The organism is Streptomyces sp. NPDC047002 (assembly GCF_040704505.1).
GTDB lineage: Bacteria > Actinomycetota > Actinomycetes > Streptomycetales > Streptomycetaceae > Streptomyces.
The window spans coordinates 1-18,640 of the sequence record NZ_JBEYWC010000035.1; the positions used below are offsets into that span (position 1 = coordinate 1).

The window sequence follows — 18,640 nt, forward strand, 5'->3', positions numbered from 1 at the left end:
CATGCGCGGCACCCTCGCGGCCCGCGACGGGGCCGCGGCGCCCGCCGCCGACCTGCTGGCCCGCGTCACCGCCGCCGTCGCGGCGAAGCTGCGCGGGCGATGACGCGCCTGGCGAGGGAGCGCGGGCTCGTCAGGAAGCCGTAGCCCCAGGCCATGTGCATGGTGGCGAGGGCGAGGGGGATGCGCAGGCGGGAGCGCAGCGGCAGCCCCTTGCCCGCGGGCAGGGACCCCGCGGCGATGGCGAGGACGTACGCCCCTGGCACCACCAGCGCCCACGGTGTGACGGCCGCGCCGACGACGATGCCGGCGGCGATCGCGCACACCGCGACGGGCGGCGCGAGGTAGCGCAGGTTGATGGAGCCCGCGTGGTAGCGGGCGACGACGTGGCGCCAACGCCCGTAGTCCTTGTACTGCTTGGCGAGGGCACGCACGGAGGGGCGCGGCCTGTACTGGACGCGCAGCTCGGGCGAGAACCAGACGGCGCCGCCCGACTCGCGGATGCGGAAGTTCAGCTCCCAGTCCTGGGCGCGGATGAACTCCTCGTTGTAGCCGCCCTGTTGCTCCAGCGCCTCGCGGCGGAACACACCGAGGTACACCGTCTCGGCGGGGCCCGCCTCGCCGCCGGTGTGGAAGGCCGCGTTGCCCACGCCGATCCGCGAGGTCATGGCGGCGGCGACGGCGTCCTCCCAGGGCGTCTCGCCCTCGGCGTGCATGATGCCGCCGACGTTCTGCGCGCCGGTCTCCTCCAGCAGCCGCACGGCGGTGGAGATGTAGTCGGGCGAGAGCATGCCGTGGCCGTCGACGCGGACGACGACGGGGTTCCCTGACGCCCTGATGGCCGCGTTGAGCCCGGCGGGGGTGCGGCCCGTGGGGTTCCGCACGGTCTGCACGCGGCGGCCGCGGCCGTCCGCCGCGCTCTCCCGCACGAGTTCTGCGGCGATCTCGTCGGTGCGGTCCTTGGAAGGGCCGAGGGCGATCACCACCTCCATCTCACCGTCGTACTCCTGCTCCAGGATGTGCCGGACGGAGTCGCGCAGATGACGTTCCTCGTCGAGCACCGGCATGATCACGGAGACCGCGGGCGAGTGGTCAGACATGGGGTCCTTCGGGTCCTGATGCGGGACCTCGGCCGCGCGGGGCGCGAGGTCAGGAGCGTGGGTGCGGGCGTCACGTTACCGCGAACGGGGGAACGGGAGGCGTGCCGCCCGGCCGCGCGCGGGTGCCGCTGATCGTATGGGCCTACCGTTCCGCTGGTCCTGCCCTGTCCGCGGGGGCCGCCGGCCGCCCGGCGGTCCGCCCCGCGGGCCGCGCCGCCCGCCGAAGTCCCCGCGGAGGTATCCCGTGCCCACCCCGCCCCGGCCCCCTCACCGCCCCGAGCGCACCGGTGCACGGCAGCGCCAGGTGCCGCGGCCGGGCACGGGCGGGGCGCAAGGCGCCCCGCAGCGCCGCGCGGGCGGCGTGACCGGGGTGCGGGTGCCGGCAGGACGCGGCGGGCGGCCCCCGCAGCGGCGCGGCGGACCCCCGGGGCGGCGGCCGGGCGGGCGGCGCGTCGGACGCGGCGTCCCCCCGGTGCCGCGCTGGGGGATGCGGCTCGCGACGGCGCTCTCCGTGCTCGTGCTCGGCGCCGGCGGCATCGGCCACGCGGTCGTCTCCAGCCTGGACAGCGGCATCGGCCGGATCGACCCGTTCAAGGACATGAAGAACCGGCCGTCGGCGGGGCACGGCATGAACGTGCTGCTCGTCGGCACCGACGACCGCTCCGCGATCAGCAAGGCGGAGAAGCGCAAGTACCGGCTCGGCGGCGCGCCCTGCCACTGCACGGACACGATCATGCTGGTGCACCTCGGCGAGGGCGGGCGGCGGGCGAGCGTGGTGAGCCTGCCGCGCGACAGCTACACCCGGCTGCCCGAGCACACCGACAGGACCACGGGCGAGCGGCACGCCACGCACCCGGCGAAGCTCAACGCGGCCTACGCGGAGGGCGGTCCCCACCTCACGGTGCGCACCGTCGAGTCGATGACAGGCGTGAAGATCGACCACTACCTGGAGGTCGACTTCACCAGCTTCATGAAGACGGTGGACGCGCTCGGCGGCGTGCAGATCTGCACGCCGCGTCGGCTCAAGGACTCCAACACCGGCCTCGACCTGGCGCCCGGCACCCACACGCTGAACGGCGGGCAGGCCCTCCAGTACGTGCGCTCGCGGCACATCGAGGGCGACGGCAGCGCCGACCTGGGGCGGATGCAGCGCCAGCAGCGGTTCGTGGCGGCGATGATCGCGCGGGCCACCGACAGCGGGGTGCTGCTGAACCCGGTGAAGTTCAAGGGCGTCGTCTCCGCCGCCCTCGACTCGGTGCGGGCCGACGCCGGGTTCGGGCCCGAGCAGCTGCTCTCGCTCGGCGAGGCGATGCGCGGCTTCTCCGTGTCGTCGTCGGAGTTCGCCTCCGTGCCGCTCGCCGCGCACGGGGTGACGATCAAGGGCGTGGGCTCCGCGGTGAAGTGGGACCCGGTGAAGGCGAAGGCGATGTTCCGCGCCGTGCGCGACGACAAGCCGCTCGCTCTCCCGCACAAGGCCGCGCCGAAGCGGCAGGCCACAGTGGTGGACGTCGCGCCGCGCCAGATCAGGGTGCAGGTCTACAACGGCACCGGCACGGACGGCCTCGGCAAGAAGGTCGACGACGCGCTGAAGGCGACCGGCTTCGACACCACGCGGGAGCCGGTGACCGAGCCCGCGCTGCACGCGAGGGAGACCGTCGTCGCCTACGACCCGCGCTGGGACCGCTCGGCCCGCTCGCTTGCGGCCGCGCTGCCGGGCAGCCGGCTGAAGGCGGTGAAGGGGCAGGGCGCGACGCTGAAGGTGGTCGCGGGCAGCGGCTTCACCGAGGTGGCGCAGGTCAGGGCGGAGGAGGCGCCGTCGGGCGCGTTCTCCACGGTCACCGGCGACGAGGTGGTCTGCTCGTAGCGGCGCCCGTCCTTGCGGGACGCGCTGTGGGCCCGCGGACACGCCCCGTACCGGTGGCACGGGTGGGACATCTGTGGTGAGCGGTCTCACAGATGTGCGGATCCCGGTGGCATTGCATCAGGTTGGCAACAGGGCCGGTGCGATTTAATCCATGATCTGTCTGGGCCGCCCGGATCACCTGCACACTGGTCCGCATGAGCGAGTGGCCCGAAGGATGGACAGGCGACCGCGGCGGGCGCCCCGAGCGCTACGGGCGCGGCAGCTCCGGCGCGGAGCCCGAGCAGGCGCGCGTCATGCCGCACGTCCAGCGCGGCAACGTCCCGCCCCGCCAGCGCGGCGGCTACGGCGTCCCGCCGCAGCAGGCCCCCGGCTACGACGACCCGTACGCCGGGTCCCCCGCGGGCCCCGGCTACGACAGCGGCTACAACACAGGCCAGGTGTACGGGCGCCCCGGCGGCCCCGGGGAGGGACCGGGCGGTGGCGGCCCTTACGGACCCGGCGGCGCGCCGCCGCGGCCCCGGCGCCCCGCCCACTGGGGCCGGCGCATCAAGTACGGCGTGCTCGCGCTCGTCGTCGTGGTGCTCGGCGTCTCCGTCGGCACGTACTTCTGGGCGGACTCCAAGCTCCACAAGGACGTCGACCTGTCGAAGGTCATCGACCGGCCGTCGGGCGGCGCGGGCACGAACTACCTGATCGTCGGCTCCGACAGCCGCAAGGGCATGACCAAGGAGCAGGAGAAGGAGCTGCACACCGGCGGCGCCGAGGGCCAGCGCACGGACTCGATGATGATCCTGCACGAGGGCGCGGGCGGCCCCGCGCTGATCTCGCTGCCGCGCGACTCCGACATAACGCTGCCGTCCTTCAAGGGCGCCGAGTCGGGCAAGCTGTACCCGGCCCAGCCCAACGTGCACATGAAGCTGAACGCCGCGTACGCGACGGACGGCCCGACGCTGCTGGTGCGCACCGTCGAGGCGGAGACCGGCCTGCGCATCGACCACTACGTGGAGATCGGCTTCTCCGGCTTCGCCAACGTGGTCGACGCGATCGGCGGCGTCGACATGAACCTCCCGCAGGGCTTCAAGGACTCCTACTCGGGCGCCGACTTCAAGGCGGGCGAGCAGACGCTCAACGGCAAGCAGGCCCTGGCGTACGTCAGGACCCGGCACGCCTTCGCCGCCAGCGACCTCCAGCGCGAGAAGAACCAGCAGAAGTTCCTCTCGGCGCTGGCCTCGCAGACGGCGACGCCCAGCACGATCCTCAACCCGTTCAAGCTCTACCCGGCACTCGGCGCGGGCCTGGACACGCTGTCGGTGGACAAGGACATGTCGCCGTACGCGCTGGCCAGGATGTTCTTCGCGATGAAGGACGTGACCGGCGGCGACGGGGTGTCGATGACGATGCCGGTCTCCGGCAGCAGCGGCGGGAACCTGGTCTGGGACCAGGCGAAGGTCAAGCAGCTGGTCGGCGAGTTGAACGACGGCGAGAAGGTCACCGTCTCGGACGGCGGCTGACCGGACCGGTCGGCAGGCCGTACGCCGTACGGAAGGGCCGCAGGACCCCTCGGGGATCCGGCGGCCCTTCCGCGTGCGTGCCGCTCCCCCGCGCCCAGGCCGCGGTCCGGGTCAGGCGGGCGGGGCCCCGGCGCGGCCGCCGGTGAGGTGGTGCGCGGCGACGGCCTCGTTGTAGCGCGCGAACATCTCGCCGAGGGTGCGCAGGTCGTCCTCGCTCCACCCGGCCAGCAGCCGCGCGAAGCCGTCCGTGCGCTCGCGCCGTACGCTCTCCGCGCGCGCCAGGCCCTCCTCGGTGGGGGTGATCAGGGCGCGGCGGCGGTCCGGCGGCTCGCAGCGGCGCTCGACGAGCCCGGCGCGCTCCATGGCGGCGATCTGCCGCCCTGCGGTGGACGGGTCGAGGCCCAGGCGGTCGGCGAGGGTCCTGATGTCCATGCGGCCGTCGTCGGCGAGGGTGCGCAGCAGGAGGTAGCCGGCGCGGTCGAGGCGGTCATGGATCGCGGTGCGGCGGTAGAGCAGCTCGAAGTTCCTGTTCAGGACGGCGGTCTGGCGCTCGATGCGCCGGATCGGGTCCTGCGGCGCCGCGGCAGCGCCGCCGCCGACCGCCGGGCCCTCGGCCGGGGCGGGCGGCTGTGCGCCCGCGCGCTCGGGATGCGCCCGCATGGTCCTCGCCCACCCTCCTGTGCGCGGTGTCCGCCGCGGGGACGCGCCGTGCGCCCTGTCACCCCGCGCGGGATACCGGTACCATACATGTTATTGTGTGTACGATACATGAATAGGTGCGGTGACCCCTTCGGGGAAAGGTGCTGAATGGCCTGGCGCATACGGAGCGGTGCCTCCGGGACCCGTGACACGATCCTCTCCTCCGACCCGGGCCTGAGCAGGCTCCACCAGGCCGTGAGCGCGGCCGTCGCCATGACCGGCGCGATGGCCGTCGAATACGGCTTCGGCACCGCGCTCGGCGAGGACGCCCAGGGCGTGCTCGTCACGATCATGCTCGGCACGGTGACCGCGATGATGGGCTCGATGGCCCTCGGCGGCATCCCGGCGGCGACACAGGTGTGGACGGCCGCGGGCTTCCCCGTCGCGCTCGGCACCGGCCTCGTCCTCGGCATCCTGGCAGGCGGCAGCACCTCGCTGATGCTCGCGGTGTTCGTCGCCGTGATGTTCGCGGCCGTCTACATCCGGCGCTTCGGCCCCGCCTTCTTCTTCTACGGCTTCATGGTGTGGATGGGGTACTTCTTCGCCGCCTTCCTCCACCCCACACTCGCCCAGCTGCCGCTCCAGCTTGCCGCCGTCGCCGTCTCCACGGCCTGGGTGCTGCTGCTCTCCCTGACCGCCCTGCGCACCAACACCCGGCGCACCCTGCGCCGCGTGCGGGGCGCCTTCGACGCCCGCGCCCGCGCGGTCGCGCGGGCCGCGGCGGACCTGCTCGTGCTCGACGCACCCGACCCGGCGCGGCTCGCACGGGCGCGCAGGGCGCTGCACGGGCGGCAGCTGCGGCTCGCGGAGACCGCGCTGATGATCGAGGGCTGGTCGGGCAGGCCGGGCGCACTGCCAGGCGGCTGGACCGGGCCCGCGCTGCGCCGCCGGGTGCTCGACCTCCAGCTCGCCGTGGAGGCGCTGGCCACGGCGGCCGACTCGCTCGCCGTCGCCGACGGGCCGCTGCGCGCAGAGGCGGTCCGCATCGCCCGCGCCGTCGCCGCGGGCGACCTCGCCACCGTCGAGCGCCTCGCCGTGCCGCTGCTCGACCCGTCCGCGCTGGTGCCCCGCCCGGTGGGGACGCGCGGCCCCGCAGCGCACGGCGCCGACGGGCAGTGGGCGGCGCACCAGCTGGCCGCCGCAGCGCTGGAGTACGCGGACCTCTTCCGCCAGGGCGAGGCGCCGCCCGCGACCGACCGGCACCCGCGGGAGTACACCCCTGCGGTGCAGCTCGCGATGGGCAACCTGCCGGGCTCGGCTGCCATAGCGGGCGGCGTCGCGGCACGCGGCCACCGCTGGAACGCCCTCGCCAGGATGAGGCTCACCACCCGCCAGGCGATCCAGGTCGCCGTGGCGGGCGGGCTCGCGATCCTCGTCGGCCGGGAGATCAACGAGCAGCGGTACTACTGGGCGGTGATCGCCACCTTCGTCGCCTTCACCGGCACCGCCACCCGCTCGGAGACCACCCTGAAGGCGGTCAACCGCGTCGCGGGCACCCTGGTGGGCCTCGGCGCCGGCATCGGCCTGGTCCACCTGACGGCCGGGCACACCTACACCGCGCTCGCCGTGATCATCCTGGCGATGTCGTGCGGCTTCTACCTGGTGCGCATCTCGTACGCCCTGATGATCTTCTTCGTCACGATCATGGTGTCGCAGCTCTACAGCATCCTCGACGAATTCTCCCCCGGGCTGCTCGTGCTGCGCCTCGAAGAGACCGCGGCGGGGGCCGCCATCGGCATCCTGGTCGGGCTGCTCGTCCTGCCCACCAGCACCCGCGACACCGTGCACAGCGCGCGTACGACGTTCTTCTCCGCGGTCTCCGCGCTGCTCGACGGGGCCGCGGGCCGCCTCGACGGCTCGGCGCCCGCCGCCGACCTGGACGCCATGGCCCGCGCCATCGACCACCAGGTGCGCGGCCTCGCGCTGGTCGCGGGCCCGCTGACCCGGCCGCTGATCTGGGGCAACGACCCCCGGCTCACCCGGCACCGGCTCACCCTGTACGCGGCGGTCTCCCGGCGCTGCCGTGCCCTCGCGCTCGCGCCACGGCGCACCGCCGACCCGCAGGCGATGGCCGGGTTCGCGGGCGCCGCCCGCTCCCTCGCAGCGGCCGCAGCCCACCTGGCCGACCGTCCCGCGCTCACCGCCGCACCGCACCGCGAGGTGGAGCAGCACCTCAGGGACGCCGAGTACGCGCTGCTCGCGCGCCGCCCCGAGCGGCCCGCGCCGCTCCCGCTGCCCCCGGTGAGCCTGCCGCTGCTCCAGCTCACCCAGCTGCTGCGCGAGCTCGCCGCCGTACGCCCGCTGTCCGGCGCCAAGCACCGCAGGACGCCGGAGCCGAAGCTGCGCCTGCTCGCCGGCTCGGCCGACGTCCCGGCCGCCGCAGAACGCACCGCGGACGCGGCCCCCGCCGGCGCCCCCGCCCCCTCGGGCGCCCGCGTGCGAGCACACGCCGCCGACCCCGCCGCGCCACAGGACCGCACCGACCGGGTCCCGCGCTGACCCGACCGCCCCCGCGGTCGGGCCGCCGACCGGATGCGCCTGGTGCCCCAGGGCGCCCCACGAAGGCTCGGCAGGCCCCCACGTCGTGTGCAAGCATCGAGGGATGCTGGACGACGACGAGACCGTGGGCCGAAGGGTGCGGCGTCAACGCCTTCGACTGGGCATGGCGCAGGCCGATCTCGCCGCAGCGATGAGGCGCACGCAGGGCTGGGTCTCCAAGGTGGAGAACAACAGGGTCGAGCTCGACCGGACAAGCATCATCAACGAGCTGGCCACTGCGTTGCACTGCCACCCCAACGACCTGCTCGGGCGCCCCTACCCTGTCAGGGGGACGGAGAGCGCCTGGCGCGCGGCCGCGGCGGCGATCGTACGCGAGTTGCGCCGCTACGATCTGGCGCCCGTCTTCGACGGCGTCCCCCGGTCCTCGGGTGTCCTCTGGGGCGAACTCACGGCACTGCACGCGAGACGGGACTCGGCCGACTACACCGGCATCATGGAGCGGCTTCCCGACCTCTTCCGCGAGAGCCGGGCGTTGGCGGAGAACTCGACGGGGCACGAGCGTGAAGAAGCCTTCGCCATCTACGCGATCTGCTGCAAGACCGCCCACAACGCGGCACATTCGCTGGGCCATCCAGAGCTGATCGCCATGGCGTGCGAGCGTGCGGCATGGTCGGCAGCAGCCTCGGGCGACCCGATGATGCCGGCCGTGGCGAACAGCCTCAGGGCCTGGGACATGTGGGCCTCGGCGGACTGGGGCGACGCGACCGCACTGCTGGACACGTCGTTGCACGCCATCCAGCGCGAGCATGCCCGAGGGGACCAACTGGCGCTCCGCGCCTGGGGTTCCCTTCAGCTGCGCGCAGCGGTAAGCGCGGCTCGGGCGGGGAACGCCGGCGAGGCACGGCACCGGATCTCCCTCGCACGCGAGACCGCCCTCCGCATCGACACGTACGCGGGCCCGCCGGTGCACGACCGCCACTCACTGACCTTCTCGACGGGCAACGTACTGGTCCACTCAGTGTCCGTGGCCGTGGAGATGGGCCACCACGCGGCGGCGCTCAAGGAGGACGCACGCATCAGCCGGGACAAGGCGGCGATGCTGCTGTCCCTCCAGAAGTCCCGGCGCGGCCACCACCACATGGATCTCGCGCGGGCCTGGCTCTGGGACGGGAACCGCGACAGAGCGGTGGACGAGCTGGAGAAGGCGGAACGGATCGCGCCCCAGCTGGTCCGCAACCACCCCGTGGCCAGGGCGACTCTGCGCCGCATCGTCCACGCGGAACGAGTCGCCACGCGGGAGCGTCTGCGGCGCATGTCCCACCGGTTCCGCCTCGATCCCGAGCGGGTATTCCCCTGATTCATGTCCGCCTGTGATCACGCCCCTACGCTGAGGCGCACAGCAGGACCCTTTGGCAGAGGAGACCTCATGCGCATCCACGGACCGTGCCCAGCCCAGAGCAACGAAGGCGACGACGACAAGCTTCCCGGCAAGCCCTGGACGCCCCCTGAGCCGAGCCCCGACGGCGGCAGCCCCGAGGGCGACGGGAAACACCGCAAGTGACCAGCGGCTCCATCGAGCGGGATGAGCGGTCCGGCCGCGAGGACCTGGGCCGCTTCCTCCTCGGCGAGGGCTTCATGACCCCGGACTGGGCACCCGCGTTCGCAGCCGTGCCCCGCTCGGCCTTCCTGCCCCCGCTGATGTGGCCGCACGACGCCGCGGGAGGCCGGGCGGTCGCCGTGGACAGGACCGCAGACGCGAGCGACTGGCATGCCCGGGCCGATTCCAATGTACCGATCGTGACCCAGTGGGACGACGGGGACCACGAGGGCTCGGCTCCCGGGCGGAGGTTCACCTCCTCGTCGTCCATGCCGAGCGTGGTCTTCTCGATGCTCGCGGACCTGGATGTGCGGCCAGGACAGCACGTGCTGGAGATCGGCACGGGCACCGGCTGGAACGCAGCTCTGCTGGCTCATCGGGTGGGCGCAGGGAACGTGGTGTCGGTCGAGGTGGACCCGGCCGTCGCGGAGCAGGCGCGTGGAGCACTGCGGCGGGCCGGCTGCGGGGCGGTGACCGTCGTCACCGGAGACGGACTCCTCGGATGTCCGCAGGCCGCTCCGTACGACCGCGTCGTGGCCACCTGTGGTCTGCGGTCCGGCGTGTACGGCTGGGTGCGGCAGACCGTACCGGGCGGCGTCATCGTCGTCCCCTGGGGGACCCACCACTGCCCCACCGAGGCCGTCGCCCGCCTGGTGGTGGCGGATGACGGAAGAAGCGCTTCCGGCTGCTTCACCCGCCCCGTCACGTTCATGCGCATGCGCTCCCAGCGCCTTGCCCTGCCCGAGCACGACGCCTACGTGCCGACGAACGGCGCGGGGGAAGCCGAGAAGTCCAGCACGGCCGTGACCGAGGCGGAGTTCCTCACCGGCGGCCTCGGCGTGGAGGGCTTCGCGGTCGGTCTGCGGGTCCCGGATTGCGTTCGGGTGGCCGACCGCAAGCAGAACGGCAGGCGCTCCGTGTGGTTCTACGGCCTCACGGACAGATCGTGGGCCGTGGTCACCTTCCGCGACGACCGCGACGAGTCGGTCGTCCACCAGTCGGGACCCCGGCGGCTCTGGCAGGAAGTGGAGGCCGCCTTGCACTGGTGGCGGCGGCAGGGGCGGCCGGGCTTCGAGCGCTTCGGCCTCACCGTGACGGCGGACGGCCAGACGCCCTGGCTCGACCACCCCTCCAACCCACTGAGCACGGCACCCACGGGCCGGTGAGCCGCGGCGGTGCGGCCGGCCCGCGTCGGGCGCGGCCGCCCGACGCTCCGCGCTTCTTGCCTCCGTACGGGCGCGGTTACGGGATGTTGCGGGCCATGACGATGCGCTGGACCTGGTTGGTGCCCTCGTAGATCTGGGTGATCTTGGCGTCGCGCATCATGCGCTCCAGCGGGTAGTCCCGGGTGTAGCCGTAGCCGCCGAGGAGCTGGACCGCGTCGGTGGTGATCTCCATCGCGGCGTCGGACGCGTAGCACTTGGCGGCGGCGCCGAAGAAGGTCAGGTCCTCCTTGGCCGCGCCGCGGTGCACGCGCTCGGAGCGTGCGGCGGCCGCGTAGGTGAGCTGGCGGGCCGCCTCCAGCTTCATCGCCATGTCGGCCAGCATGAACTGGACGCCCTGGAAGTCGCCGATCGGCTTGCCGAACTGCTTGCGCTCCGTGACGTACCCCTTCGCGTAGTCGAGCGCGCCCTGGGCGATGCCGAGGGCCTGGGCGGCGATGGTGATGCGGGTGTGGTCGAGGGTCTTCATCGCGGTGGCGAAGCCCGTGCCCTCCTCGCCGATGATCCGGTCGGCGGGGATGCGGACGTTGTCGAGGTAGACCTCGCGGGTCGGCGAGCCCTTGATGCCGAGCTTCTTCTCCGGCGCGCCGAAGGAGACGCCCTCGTCGGACTTCTCCACGACGAACGCGCTGATCCCCTTGGTCCGCTTGTCCGGGTCGGTGACGGCCATCACCGTGTAGTAGTCGGAGACGCCCGCGTTGGTGATCCACCGCTTCACGCCGTTGAGGACGTACGCGTCGCCGTCGCGCACCGCGCGGGTCTTCATGCCGCCGGCGTCGGAGCCCGCGTCGGGCTCGGAGAGGCAGTACGAGAACATCGCGTCGCCCGCGGCCAGCGGCGGCAGGTACCTGCGCTTGAGCTCCTCGCTGCCGGAGAGGATCACGGGCAGCGAGCCGAGCTTGTTGACCGCGGGAATCAGCGAGGAGGACGCGCACACCCGGGCGACCTCCTCGATCACGACCACCGTCGCGAGGGCGTCGCCGCCGGCGCCCCCGTACTCCTCCGGCACGTGGATGGCGTGGAAGTCGTTCGAGACGAGGGCGTCGAGCGCCTCCTGCGGGAAGCGGGCCTCCTCGTCGACGGCCGCGGCGAACGGCGCGATCTTCGCCTCCGCGAGGCCGCGCACGGCCTCCCGGAGCGCGTCGTGCTCCTCGGCGGGGCGGTACAGGTCAAACGACGACGACCCAGTCGATCCGGCCACGGTCTCTCACTCCCAGGGAAGCTGCTCGCTGTGACGACGGCCCGGGCGGCGGCCCGGGCGATGCTAACTACCGTTAAGTAACCCGATACTAGAGCGCCTGCCGCCCGATGGCATAGGTGAGCCGGGGCACAGGGAGGGCCGCGGCTATGCTCAGGCGGCGTCCCGACCGTCGTATGCATATGGAGCAGCGCATGGCCCTCAAGATCACCGTGATCGGCACCGGCTACCTCGGCGCCACGCACGCCGCGGCCATGGCCGACCTGGGGTTCGAGGTGCTCGCGCTCGATGTCGTCGAGTCGAAGATCGACGCGCTGCGCGCCGGGCGCGTCCCGCTGTACGAGCCCGGGCTCGAAGACCTGCTCCGCAGGCATGTCGCGGGCATCGAGGGCTCCTCGGGGCGGCTGCGCTTCACGATGGACTGGGCCGAGGTCGCCGCCTTCGGCGACGTGCACTTCGTGTGCGTGAACACCCCGCAGAAGCAGGGCGAGTACGCCTGCGACATGTCGTACGTCGACAGTGCGGTCGACGCGCTCGCCGCGCACCTGACGGGACCCGCGCTCGTCGTCGGCAAGTCGACCGTGCCGGTCGGCAGCGCCGAGCGGCTCGCGGCGCGTATCGCCCGGCTGGCGCCCGCCGGCGACCAGGTCGAGCTGGCCTGGAACCCCGAGTTCCTGCGGGAGGGCTTCGCCGTCGACGACACCCTGCACCCGGACCGCATCGTGGTGGGCGTGCGCAGCGAGCGCGCCGAGAAGCTGCTGCGGGAGGTGTACGCGAAGCCGGTCGCCGAGGGCACGCCTTTCGTGGTCGCCGACTACGCGACGGCCGAGCTGGTGAAGGCGGCGGCGAACTCCTTCCTCGCCACGAAGATCTCCTTCATCAACGCGATGGCCGAGGTGTGCGAGGCGGCGGGCGGCGACGTCGCGACGCTCGCCGCCGCGATCGGCCACGACGACCGCATCGGCAGGAAGTTCCTGCGCGCGGGCATCGGCTTCGGGGGCGGCTGCCTGCCGAAGGACATCCGCGCGTTCATGGCCCGGGCGGGCGAGCTCGGCGCCGACCAGGCGCTGACGTTCCTGCGCGAGGTCGACTCGGTCAACATGCGCCGCCGCGGCCACATGGTCGACATGGCGCGCGAGGCCGTCGGCGGCGACTCGTTCCTCGGCAAGCGGGTCGCGGTGCTCGGGGCCGCGTTCAAGCCGGACAGCGACGACGTGCGCGACTCCCCCGCGCTCAACGTGGCCGGGCAGATCCACCTCCAGGGCGGCCAGGTCACCGTGTACGACCCGAAGGGCATGGACAACGCGCGCCGCGTCTTCCCCACCCTCGGCTACGCGGACACCGCTCACGAAGCGGTGCGCGGCGCGGACGTGGTCCTGCACCTCACGGAGTGGCAGGAGTTCCGCGAGCTCGACCCGGCGGAGCTGGGCAAGGTCGCGGCCGCCCGCGTCGTCCTCGACGGCCGCAACGTCCTGGACGCGGGGCGCTGGCGCGCGGCGGGCTGGACGTACCGCGCGATGGGGCGGCCGAACGCGTAGCCCGCAGGGGGCGGTGCGGCTGCGGCGGGGGCCTCAGGCGCGGCGGGCCGTCTCGGGCGCTCAGGCATGGCGGGCCGTCTCGGGCGCTCAGGCATGGCGGGCCCGGTAGTTCCGCATCTTGTTGCGGGCGCCGCAGACCGACATCGAGCACCAGCGGCGCCGCCCGGCCGGGCTCCTGTCGTAGTACGCCCACTGGCAGGTCTCGGCCTCACACGCCTTGAGCCGCAGCCAGGTGCCGTCGAGCGAGGCCCGTGCGACCGACTCCGCGACGCGCGCCCGCAGGTCGCCGCCGCGCGCCGCGACCGAGGCCGCGCCGTCGGCGCCCACGCTCACGCGCAGCGCCACGTCCGCGAGCAGCACGTCGAGCGCGTGCGCCGAGCCGTGCCCGGCGTGCGCGAGGCACGCCGCGCGCAGCGCCTCCCGCAGCGCCTTCGCCGCGGGCACGTCGGCGGCCGCGAGCCCGAAGGCGCGTCGCCCCGCCGCTGAGTCGAGGGTGTCGGTGCCGTCCTCGATGTCCCGGGTGTTCACCAGGTCCTGGATCAGCAGCAGCCCCTCGGGCGCGGAGGGTCGGTCATTCATGGTTGCGACGGTATCGCGTTACCTGTTCAATGGTGATTACCGGTAACACCTCTCCAAGGGGTAACGGCAGCCCAGACGAACCCGCCCCGGCGCACGCTCGCGCCAGCGCACCCACCCACACCTACCGGAGGTACCCGCCATGCCCATCGCCACACAGCGCGCCATCGTCCTCGACGCGCCCGACCCCGTGGCCCTCGCGGGCTTCTACGCCGGGATCATCGGCGGCGAGGTGAAGGACGAAGGCGACGGCTGGGTCGACCTGGAGGGCGCGGCGGGCACCCGCCTCTCGTTCCAGTCCGCGCCGGGGCTCGTACCGCCCGAGTGGCCCTCCGAGGACAGGTCACAGCAGTTCCACCTGGACTTCACCGTCCCCGACCTGGACACCGCCGAACACGAGGTACTCGCCCTCGGCGCGACCCCCCTCGACACCGACGCCCCGGGCCGCGACTTCCGCGTCTACCGCGACCCGGCCGGCCACCCGTTCTGCCTCTGCGTCGACTGACGCCTGCGTCGCCCCACCTCTCCCCCCGGGGGGCTAAGGTCTCAGTGCGACACGAGGCCCGGATGCTCGAAAGGGGAAGAATGCCGAGAGTTGGCAAAGTGGCCGAGATCCAGGCCGGCGTCGTCTAACACCCCAGGTCACGAAGAGTGCTCCCCGCGCGTGCGGGGGTGGTCCCGATCGCGGCGCCCTCGTCGGCGGTCTGGATCAGTGCTCCCCGCGCGTGCGGGGGTGGTCCCGCCGTCCAGTCCGAGACCGAACTCAGGTCCTTGTGCTCCCCGCGCGTGCGGGGGTGGCCCCCATCTGCGGATACACGACCAGGCCGTGACGCTGTGCTCCCCGCGCGTGCGGGGGTGGTCCCTGGCGACCGCCCTGGACCCGCACCTCGTGCAGGTGCTCCCCGCGCGTGCGGGGGTGGTCCCTACGCGGCCCGCGAACTCCTCGACGACAACCAGCCGCCAGTCTCGGCCTAGAGCGCCCCGCGCCGTACGGCCTCCACGAACTCACGCCACGCGTCGGCCTCGAAGACCATTGCGCCGGCGCCCCGGTCCTTGGTGTCTCGCACGGCCTGACGCCCGGACCCGAGCACGCCGCGTTCGACACAGCCGCTATTGCTGCCGCTGTACGTGCTCTTGTGCCACAGAGCACCGTCGAACTCGTCACGCCTCGGGTCCACGTTCAACTGTCCTTGATCAGATCACGGATGTACTTCCGGGACACAGACGGAGACAGCGCAACAGCGGTGAACTCGTCCCAGGCTCGCACATACGGCTCCACGTCAGAGCGCTGCTCCAGCAACGTACCACTGGTCAAATACTCAAGCCATGTGACATCGATCGACGGCTCACCACGCAGCGAGAACAGCGTGAACGGCGTGTACTGCTCGGGGCTGATCACCGCGTCGAGCGGCAGCACCTGGATGTGGACGTTGCTCCGCGTCCCCACATCGACCAGATGTGCCAACTGCTCCCGCGCGACCTCGCGCGGACCGTCGATGCGGTGCAGAGCCGTCACGTCGATGATCGCGCGAACCCGGAAGTCCAGGTGGGCATCGAGGAGTTCCTGACGCCTCAACCGCGTCGCCACGTACGGCTCGACCTTCTCGGCCGGCAGCCGCGCCTCGAAGATGCGCCGCATGTACGCCTCCGTCTGGAGGATTCCCGGAACGACGGCCTGGCTGTACTCGCGGACCAGCTCCGAGTCCGCTTCGAGCGTCAGGTAGTCCCGAAGGTCGTCGTGCAGCAGCGGCCCTTGGCTGCTCCACCAGTCCACCTTGTGGATGTCCTTGGCGAGCCGCTTCAGGCTCGCCACGTACGCCTCGTCCTCAATGCCGTAGAAGTCCAGCAGGACAGTGAGGTCCAACGGCCTGATGCCGCGTTTGCCGTTCTCGATCTGCGAGACCTTCGGCTGGCCGCACTGCAACTTGTCAGCGATGTCCTGCACTTTGAAGCCGCGTTCGACGCGCAGCCTCCGCAGCTCGTTGCCGAGCCGCCTGCTGCGCATCGTGGGCATGTCCTCCTGAGCCATGGCGCCACGATGGCACAGCTTCACCAGGATTGAACATTCACAAGCGGTCCGCTCACCCTAAGAGATGAAGCACGAGTGGAATAACTTGCCTAGTGGCCGACATGTGGGCCACTATCAACACCCTCACGCGACGCGGCGCCCCACGCCCGCAGCGCGACAACTGCGCTGCGACTCGCAGCGGTTACGGAGGTGGCATGTTGAGCCCCGACCCGCACGACACCGGACACGAGACACGCAGGAGCTATGCGCTCTCCCCGGAGCAACTCCGCGGCATCCGCGGCGAGATCGCGGAGACACTGTTCGCCTGGGGGTACGGATTCGTCTCCGACGACGTCGTCCTCGTGGTGTCCGAGTTACTCACCAACGTCTACGACTACACGCGGGGCGCCTGCGACTTGATCCTGCGCGCACAGGAGGGCCGGATCTTCATCACCGTGACGGACACGGAGATGAAGGTCCCCACGCGCATCAAGGACCCCTGGCGAGAGGGCCAGGGCTGGGGCCTCGCCATCGTGGACGCGCTCACCGACCAGCGCCTGACGGTGATCACCCGAAAGGGCAAGAACGTCTGCTGCTCGATCGAGGCCCCACGGGACCACCTCCCCCTGTCGGCGACCTCCTCCCGGTCACAGCCCACGCACCCCGCCCGAACGGGCTAGGGTCCGAGGAGGAGGCGAGGCACGGGTGCCCGAAAGGCGAGGAATGCCGAAACTCGGCAAAGTGGTGAGAAACCACGTCGGCGTCCCACAACACCCCAGGTCAGGAAGAGTGCTCCCCGCGCGTGCGGGGGTGGTCCCTACCTGGTGCTGCACCGCACCCTGATGCAGTCCGTGCTCCCCGCGCGTGCGGGGGTGGTCCCGTGATCAGCTGGCGCGGTTTGAGGCAGGTGAAGTGCTCCCCGCGCGTGCGGGGTGGGCCCCCGCTCACGACGCCCGCGGCGGTCTTGGCGTCGTGCTCCCCGCGCGTGCGGGGGTGGTCCCGTTCCGTCAGATGCGTCGGATGCTGCGGTCATGTGCTCCCCGCGCGTGCGGGGGTGGTCCCGACGCAGACGTGACGCTGACCGTGCAGCCCGCGTGCTCCCCGCGCGCGCGGGGCCGGCGCACCCCCGGGGCCGGCGCACTCCCCGCAGCGGGGCGCCCCCGCCGTGCGGGCGCCCCCGCGCGCCCGGCGCCAGGTGCGTGCGCCGAGTAACGCCCTCTGCCCGGGGTGGCGTTGGGGGGCTATCGTCCAAGCGAGGCTCCTGGTAGGGGAGTTGCGTGACTTCGGAGGGGTTGTGGACGTGGGCGGGAATCTGACGTGGCGGCTGGGTGAGCAGGTCGACGGGCTGGGGTGGGGCGACCGTACGGCCTTCCTCGTGGAGGACGACGCGTGGACGTTCCGGGGGGTGTTCGAGGGGGCGGCCCGGGTCGCCCGGGGGTACCGAGGGGCCGGGTTACGGCCCGGCGACCGGGTCCTGCTCGCGCTGCCCGACAGCATCGAGATGGTGTGGTGCCTGCTCGGCGCCTGGCAGGCCGGCCTCGTCGCGGTGCCGGTCAACGTCCAGATGAGCCGCGAGGACCTGACGCGCGACATCGGCACCGCCGAGCCCGCGCTGATCGTGGCCGACCCCGAGACCGCGGGGTGGCTCGACGGCGCGTCATCCGTGCCGACCACCGAGGCGCGCGCGCTCATCGCGGACGAGCCCGACACCGAGTTCACCGGCGGCGGCGAGGACGCCGCGCTCGCCCTCTTCACCTCGGGCACCACCGGCGCCCCCAAGCTCTGCTTCTACCTCCACCGCGACCTCGGCCGTCCCCGCGGCCCTCAACAGGCCATCCGCGCAGGCGCGGTAGGGCTCTCCGTGTCGCGGATGTACTTCCTCGGCGGCCTCAGCGCCTCGCTGTTCACCGCCGTCGAAACCGGCCAGGTCGCCGTGTTGTCCCGGCCCCGCGCCACCCCCGCCGCCGCGCTCGAACTCATCAAGCGCCACCGGGTGACCAATCTGTTCGCGCAGCCGAGCTTCCTCGCGCGGCTGCTGCTCGAACCCGGCCACGCCGAGGTGTTGGGGCAGCTCCAGCAGGTGGTGTGCGCGGGCGAGGTGCTCTCGGCGCGGCTGCGGGAGAGGCTGGTGCCGCTGCTGGGCAAGCGGCTGGTCAACGCGTACGGCGCGACCGAGATCGGCGGCATCGCCGTGGGCCCGCCCGCCGTGTACGACGCGCCGTCGGCGGTCGGGCAGCCGTTCGCCGACCGGCAGGTACGCATCGTCGACGGCGACGGCCGCCCTCTCCCCCTCGGCGCCCGGGGCGAGTTGCACATCCGCGTGCCCCTCGCCACCCGCGGTGTCGCCCGCGGCAGCCTCGGCCCGCGCCAGGAGGCCGACGTGTGGTGGCCCACCGGCGACCTCGCCTCGCTCGACGAGGACGGCGTCGTCCACGCGCACGGACGGCTCGACGACGTCGAGGTCATCGGCGGGCAGAACGTCGTACCCGGCGAGGTGGAGCGCCTCCTCGAATCGCACCCGCAGGTGCTCGAAGCGGCCGTGAGCGCGGTGCGGCGCACGGCGGGTGACACCAGCCTGCGCGCGTACGTGGTGGCGTCCCCCGCGAACGGAGAAGGCGAAGGCCCCGACACCGACGCTCTCGCCGACGAGTTGGTCGGCCTCGCCCGTGCCCGGCTGTCCTGGTACAAGGTCCCCGCCGACGTCGTCTGGCTGGACGCGCTGCCCCGCAACGGCAACGGGAAGGTCCTGCGCAGGAAACTCCGCGCCGAGGGCAACCAGTTCGCCTGAGGCGGGAGGGGCCGGCCCCGTCAATTGCCGCGCGGCCGGCCC

Annotated in this window: 16 protein-coding genes and 2 CRISPR repeat arrays; of the genes, 10 read left to right on the plus strand and 6 right to left on the minus strand. The window is 72.7% G+C overall.

What is annotated here, in order from left to right:
- Positions 1-65: 65 nt before the first annotated feature.
- The gene (locus AB0910_RS26055) at positions 66-1,097 is read right to left on the minus strand and encodes a glycosyltransferase family 2 protein (RefSeq protein ID WP_366747078.1); all 1,032 of its coding nucleotides are present in this window, start codon (positions 1,095-1,097) and stop codon (positions 66-68) included.
- 487 nt (positions 1,098-1,584) lie between these two features.
- Between AB0910_RS26055 and AB0910_RS26060 the strand changes: the two genes are divergently transcribed.
- The gene (locus tag AB0910_RS26060; protein ID WP_366747134.1) at positions 1,585-2,961 is read left to right on the plus strand and encodes an LCP family protein; all 1,377 of its coding nucleotides are present in this window, start codon (positions 1,585-1,587) and stop codon (positions 2,959-2,961) included.
- 194 nt (positions 2,962-3,155) lie between these two features.
- On the plus strand, positions 3,156-4,472 hold the full coding sequence (locus AB0910_RS26065; RefSeq protein ID WP_366747079.1) for an LCP family protein: 1,317 nt from the start codon (positions 3,156-3,158) through the stop codon (positions 4,470-4,472).
- 111 nt (positions 4,473-4,583) lie between these two features.
- Here the strand turns inward: AB0910_RS26065 and AB0910_RS26070 are convergent, their stop codons facing one another.
- Positions 4,584-5,132, minus strand: coding sequence for a MarR family transcriptional regulator (locus AB0910_RS26070; protein ID WP_366747080.1), 549 nt, complete (start codon positions 5,130-5,132; stop codon positions 4,584-4,586).
- Between the two features lie 147 nt (positions 5,133-5,279).
- Here AB0910_RS26070 and AB0910_RS26075 point away from each other — a divergent pair, with 147 nt between their 5' ends.
- The 4 genes from AB0910_RS26075 (at position 5,280) to AB0910_RS26090 (ending at position 10,433) form a co-directional block, all read left to right on the plus strand.
- Positions 5,280-7,670 (plus strand): FUSC family protein, encoded by a 2,391-nt coding sequence (locus AB0910_RS26075; protein ID WP_366747081.1) that lies wholly within the window; start codon positions 5,280-5,282, stop codon positions 7,668-7,670.
- A 103-nt stretch (positions 7,671-7,773) separates the two neighbouring features.
- Entirely contained in the window at positions 7,774-9,027 is a 1,254-nt protein-coding gene (locus tag AB0910_RS26080; RefSeq protein WP_366747135.1) for a helix-turn-helix domain-containing protein, read from the plus strand.
- 69 nt (positions 9,028-9,096) lie between these two features.
- On the plus strand, positions 9,097-9,231 hold the full coding sequence (locus tag AB0910_RS26085; RefSeq protein ID WP_366747082.1) for a hypothetical protein: 135 nt from the start codon (positions 9,097-9,099) through the stop codon (positions 9,229-9,231).
- 74 nt (positions 9,232-9,305) lie between these two features.
- Positions 9,306-10,433 (plus strand): methyltransferase domain-containing protein, encoded by a 1,128-nt coding sequence (locus AB0910_RS26090; RefSeq protein WP_366747136.1) that lies wholly within the window; start codon positions 9,306-9,308, stop codon positions 10,431-10,433.
- Between the two features lie 76 nt (positions 10,434-10,509).
- On the opposite strand, the gene AB0910_RS26095 is transcribed toward AB0910_RS26090, so the two are convergent.
- Positions 10,510-11,691 carry an acyl-CoA dehydrogenase gene (locus AB0910_RS26095; RefSeq protein WP_366747083.1) on the minus strand — a complete coding sequence of 394 codons (1,182 nt, stop codon included), beginning with the start codon at positions 11,689-11,691 and terminating at the stop codon, positions 10,510-10,512.
- Between the two features lie 191 nt (positions 11,692-11,882).
- On the opposite strand from AB0910_RS26095, the gene AB0910_RS26100 reads away from it, so the two are divergent.
- On the plus strand, positions 11,883-13,226 hold the full coding sequence (locus AB0910_RS26100) for a UDP-glucose/GDP-mannose dehydrogenase family protein (RefSeq protein WP_366747084.1): 1,344 nt from the start codon (positions 11,883-11,885) through the stop codon (positions 13,224-13,226).
- 87 nt (positions 13,227-13,313) lie between these two features.
- On the opposite strand, the gene AB0910_RS26105 is transcribed toward AB0910_RS26100, so the two are convergent.
- Entirely contained in the window at positions 13,314-13,805 is a 492-nt protein-coding gene (locus AB0910_RS26105; protein WP_366747085.1) for a CGNR zinc finger domain-containing protein, read from the minus strand.
- 139 nt (positions 13,806-13,944) lie between these two features.
- Between AB0910_RS26105 and AB0910_RS26110 the strand changes: the two genes are divergently transcribed.
- Positions 13,945-14,307 carry a VOC family protein gene (locus AB0910_RS26110; RefSeq protein ID WP_366747086.1) on the plus strand — a complete coding sequence of 121 codons (363 nt, stop codon included), beginning with the start codon at positions 13,945-13,947 and terminating at the stop codon, positions 14,305-14,307.
- A gap of 146 nt (positions 14,308-14,453) precedes the next feature.
- Positions 14,454-14,726: a CRISPR direct-repeat array (repeat unit 29 nt; unit sequence GTGCTCCCCGCGCGTGCGGGGGTGGTCCC).
- 47 nt (positions 14,727-14,773) lie between these two features.
- Here AB0910_RS26110 and AB0910_RS26115 read toward each other — a convergent pair.
- The gene (locus AB0910_RS26115) at positions 14,774-14,980 is read right to left on the minus strand and encodes a DUF397 domain-containing protein (RefSeq protein ID WP_366747087.1); all 207 of its coding nucleotides are present in this window, start codon (positions 14,978-14,980) and stop codon (positions 14,774-14,776) included.
- Positions 14,981-14,982: 2 nt separating this feature from the next.
- Positions 14,983-15,831: a helix-turn-helix transcriptional regulator gene (locus AB0910_RS26120; protein ID WP_366747088.1), complete on the minus strand. Its 849-nt coding sequence runs from the start codon at positions 15,829-15,831 to the stop codon at positions 14,983-14,985.
- A gap of 194 nt (positions 15,832-16,025) precedes the next feature.
- Here AB0910_RS26120 and AB0910_RS26125 point away from each other — a divergent pair, with 194 nt between their 5' ends.
- Complete coding sequence (locus AB0910_RS26125) at positions 16,026-16,490, plus strand: ATP-binding protein (protein WP_366747089.1); 465 nt, start codon at positions 16,026-16,028, stop codon at positions 16,488-16,490.
- A gap of 109 nt (positions 16,491-16,599) precedes the next feature.
- A CRISPR array of direct repeats spans positions 16,600-17,009; the repeat unit is 21 nt; unit sequence GTGCTCCCCGCGCGTGCGGGG.
- A gap of 101 nt (positions 17,010-17,110) precedes the next feature.
- A complete protein-coding gene (locus AB0910_RS26130) occupies positions 17,111-18,598 on the plus strand; it encodes a class I adenylate-forming enzyme family protein (RefSeq protein ID WP_366747090.1) in 1,488 nt (495 codons plus the stop codon).
- Positions 18,599-18,640 lie beyond the last annotated feature (42 nt).

What these genes read in the sequence shown, in the direction of transcription:
- AB0910_RS26055 (WP_366747078.1), bottom strand. Translation starts at nt 1,097, where the DNA reads ATGTCTGACCACTCGCCCGCGGTCTCCGTGATCATGCCGGTGCTCGAC.
- AB0910_RS26060 (WP_366747134.1), top strand. Translation starts at nt 1,585, where the DNA reads ATGCGGCTCGCGACGGCGCTCTCCGTGCTCGTGCTCGGCGCCGGCGGC.
- AB0910_RS26065 (WP_366747079.1), top strand. Translation starts at nt 3,156, where the DNA reads ATGAGCGAGTGGCCCGAAGGATGGACAGGCGACCGCGGCGGGCGCCCC.
- AB0910_RS26070 (WP_366747080.1), bottom strand. Translation starts at nt 5,132, where the DNA reads ATGCGGGCGCATCCCGAGCGCGCGGGCGCACAGCCGCCCGCCCCGGCC.
- AB0910_RS26075 (WP_366747081.1), top strand. Translation starts at nt 5,280, where the DNA reads ATGGCCTGGCGCATACGGAGCGGTGCCTCCGGGACCCGTGACACGATC.
- AB0910_RS26080 (WP_366747135.1), top strand. Translation starts at nt 7,774, where the DNA reads ATGCTGGACGACGACGAGACCGTGGGCCGAAGGGTGCGGCGTCAACGC.
- AB0910_RS26085 (WP_366747082.1), top strand. Translation starts at nt 9,097, where the DNA reads ATGCGCATCCACGGACCGTGCCCAGCCCAGAGCAACGAAGGCGACGAC.
- AB0910_RS26090 (WP_366747136.1), top strand. Translation starts at nt 9,306, where the DNA reads ATGACCCCGGACTGGGCACCCGCGTTCGCAGCCGTGCCCCGCTCGGCC.
- AB0910_RS26100 (WP_366747084.1), top strand. Translation starts at nt 11,883, where the DNA reads ATGGCCCTCAAGATCACCGTGATCGGCACCGGCTACCTCGGCGCCACG.
- AB0910_RS26105 (WP_366747085.1), bottom strand. Translation starts at nt 13,805, where the DNA reads ATGAATGACCGACCCTCCGCGCCCGAGGGGCTGCTGCTGATCCAGGAC.
- AB0910_RS26110 (WP_366747086.1), top strand. Translation starts at nt 13,945, where the DNA reads ATGCCCATCGCCACACAGCGCGCCATCGTCCTCGACGCGCCCGACCCC.
- AB0910_RS26120 (WP_366747088.1), bottom strand. Translation starts at nt 15,831, where the DNA reads ATGGCTCAGGAGGACATGCCCACGATGCGCAGCAGGCGGCTCGGCAAC.
- AB0910_RS26125 (WP_366747089.1), top strand. Translation starts at nt 16,026, where the DNA reads ATGTTGAGCCCCGACCCGCACGACACCGGACACGAGACACGCAGGAGC.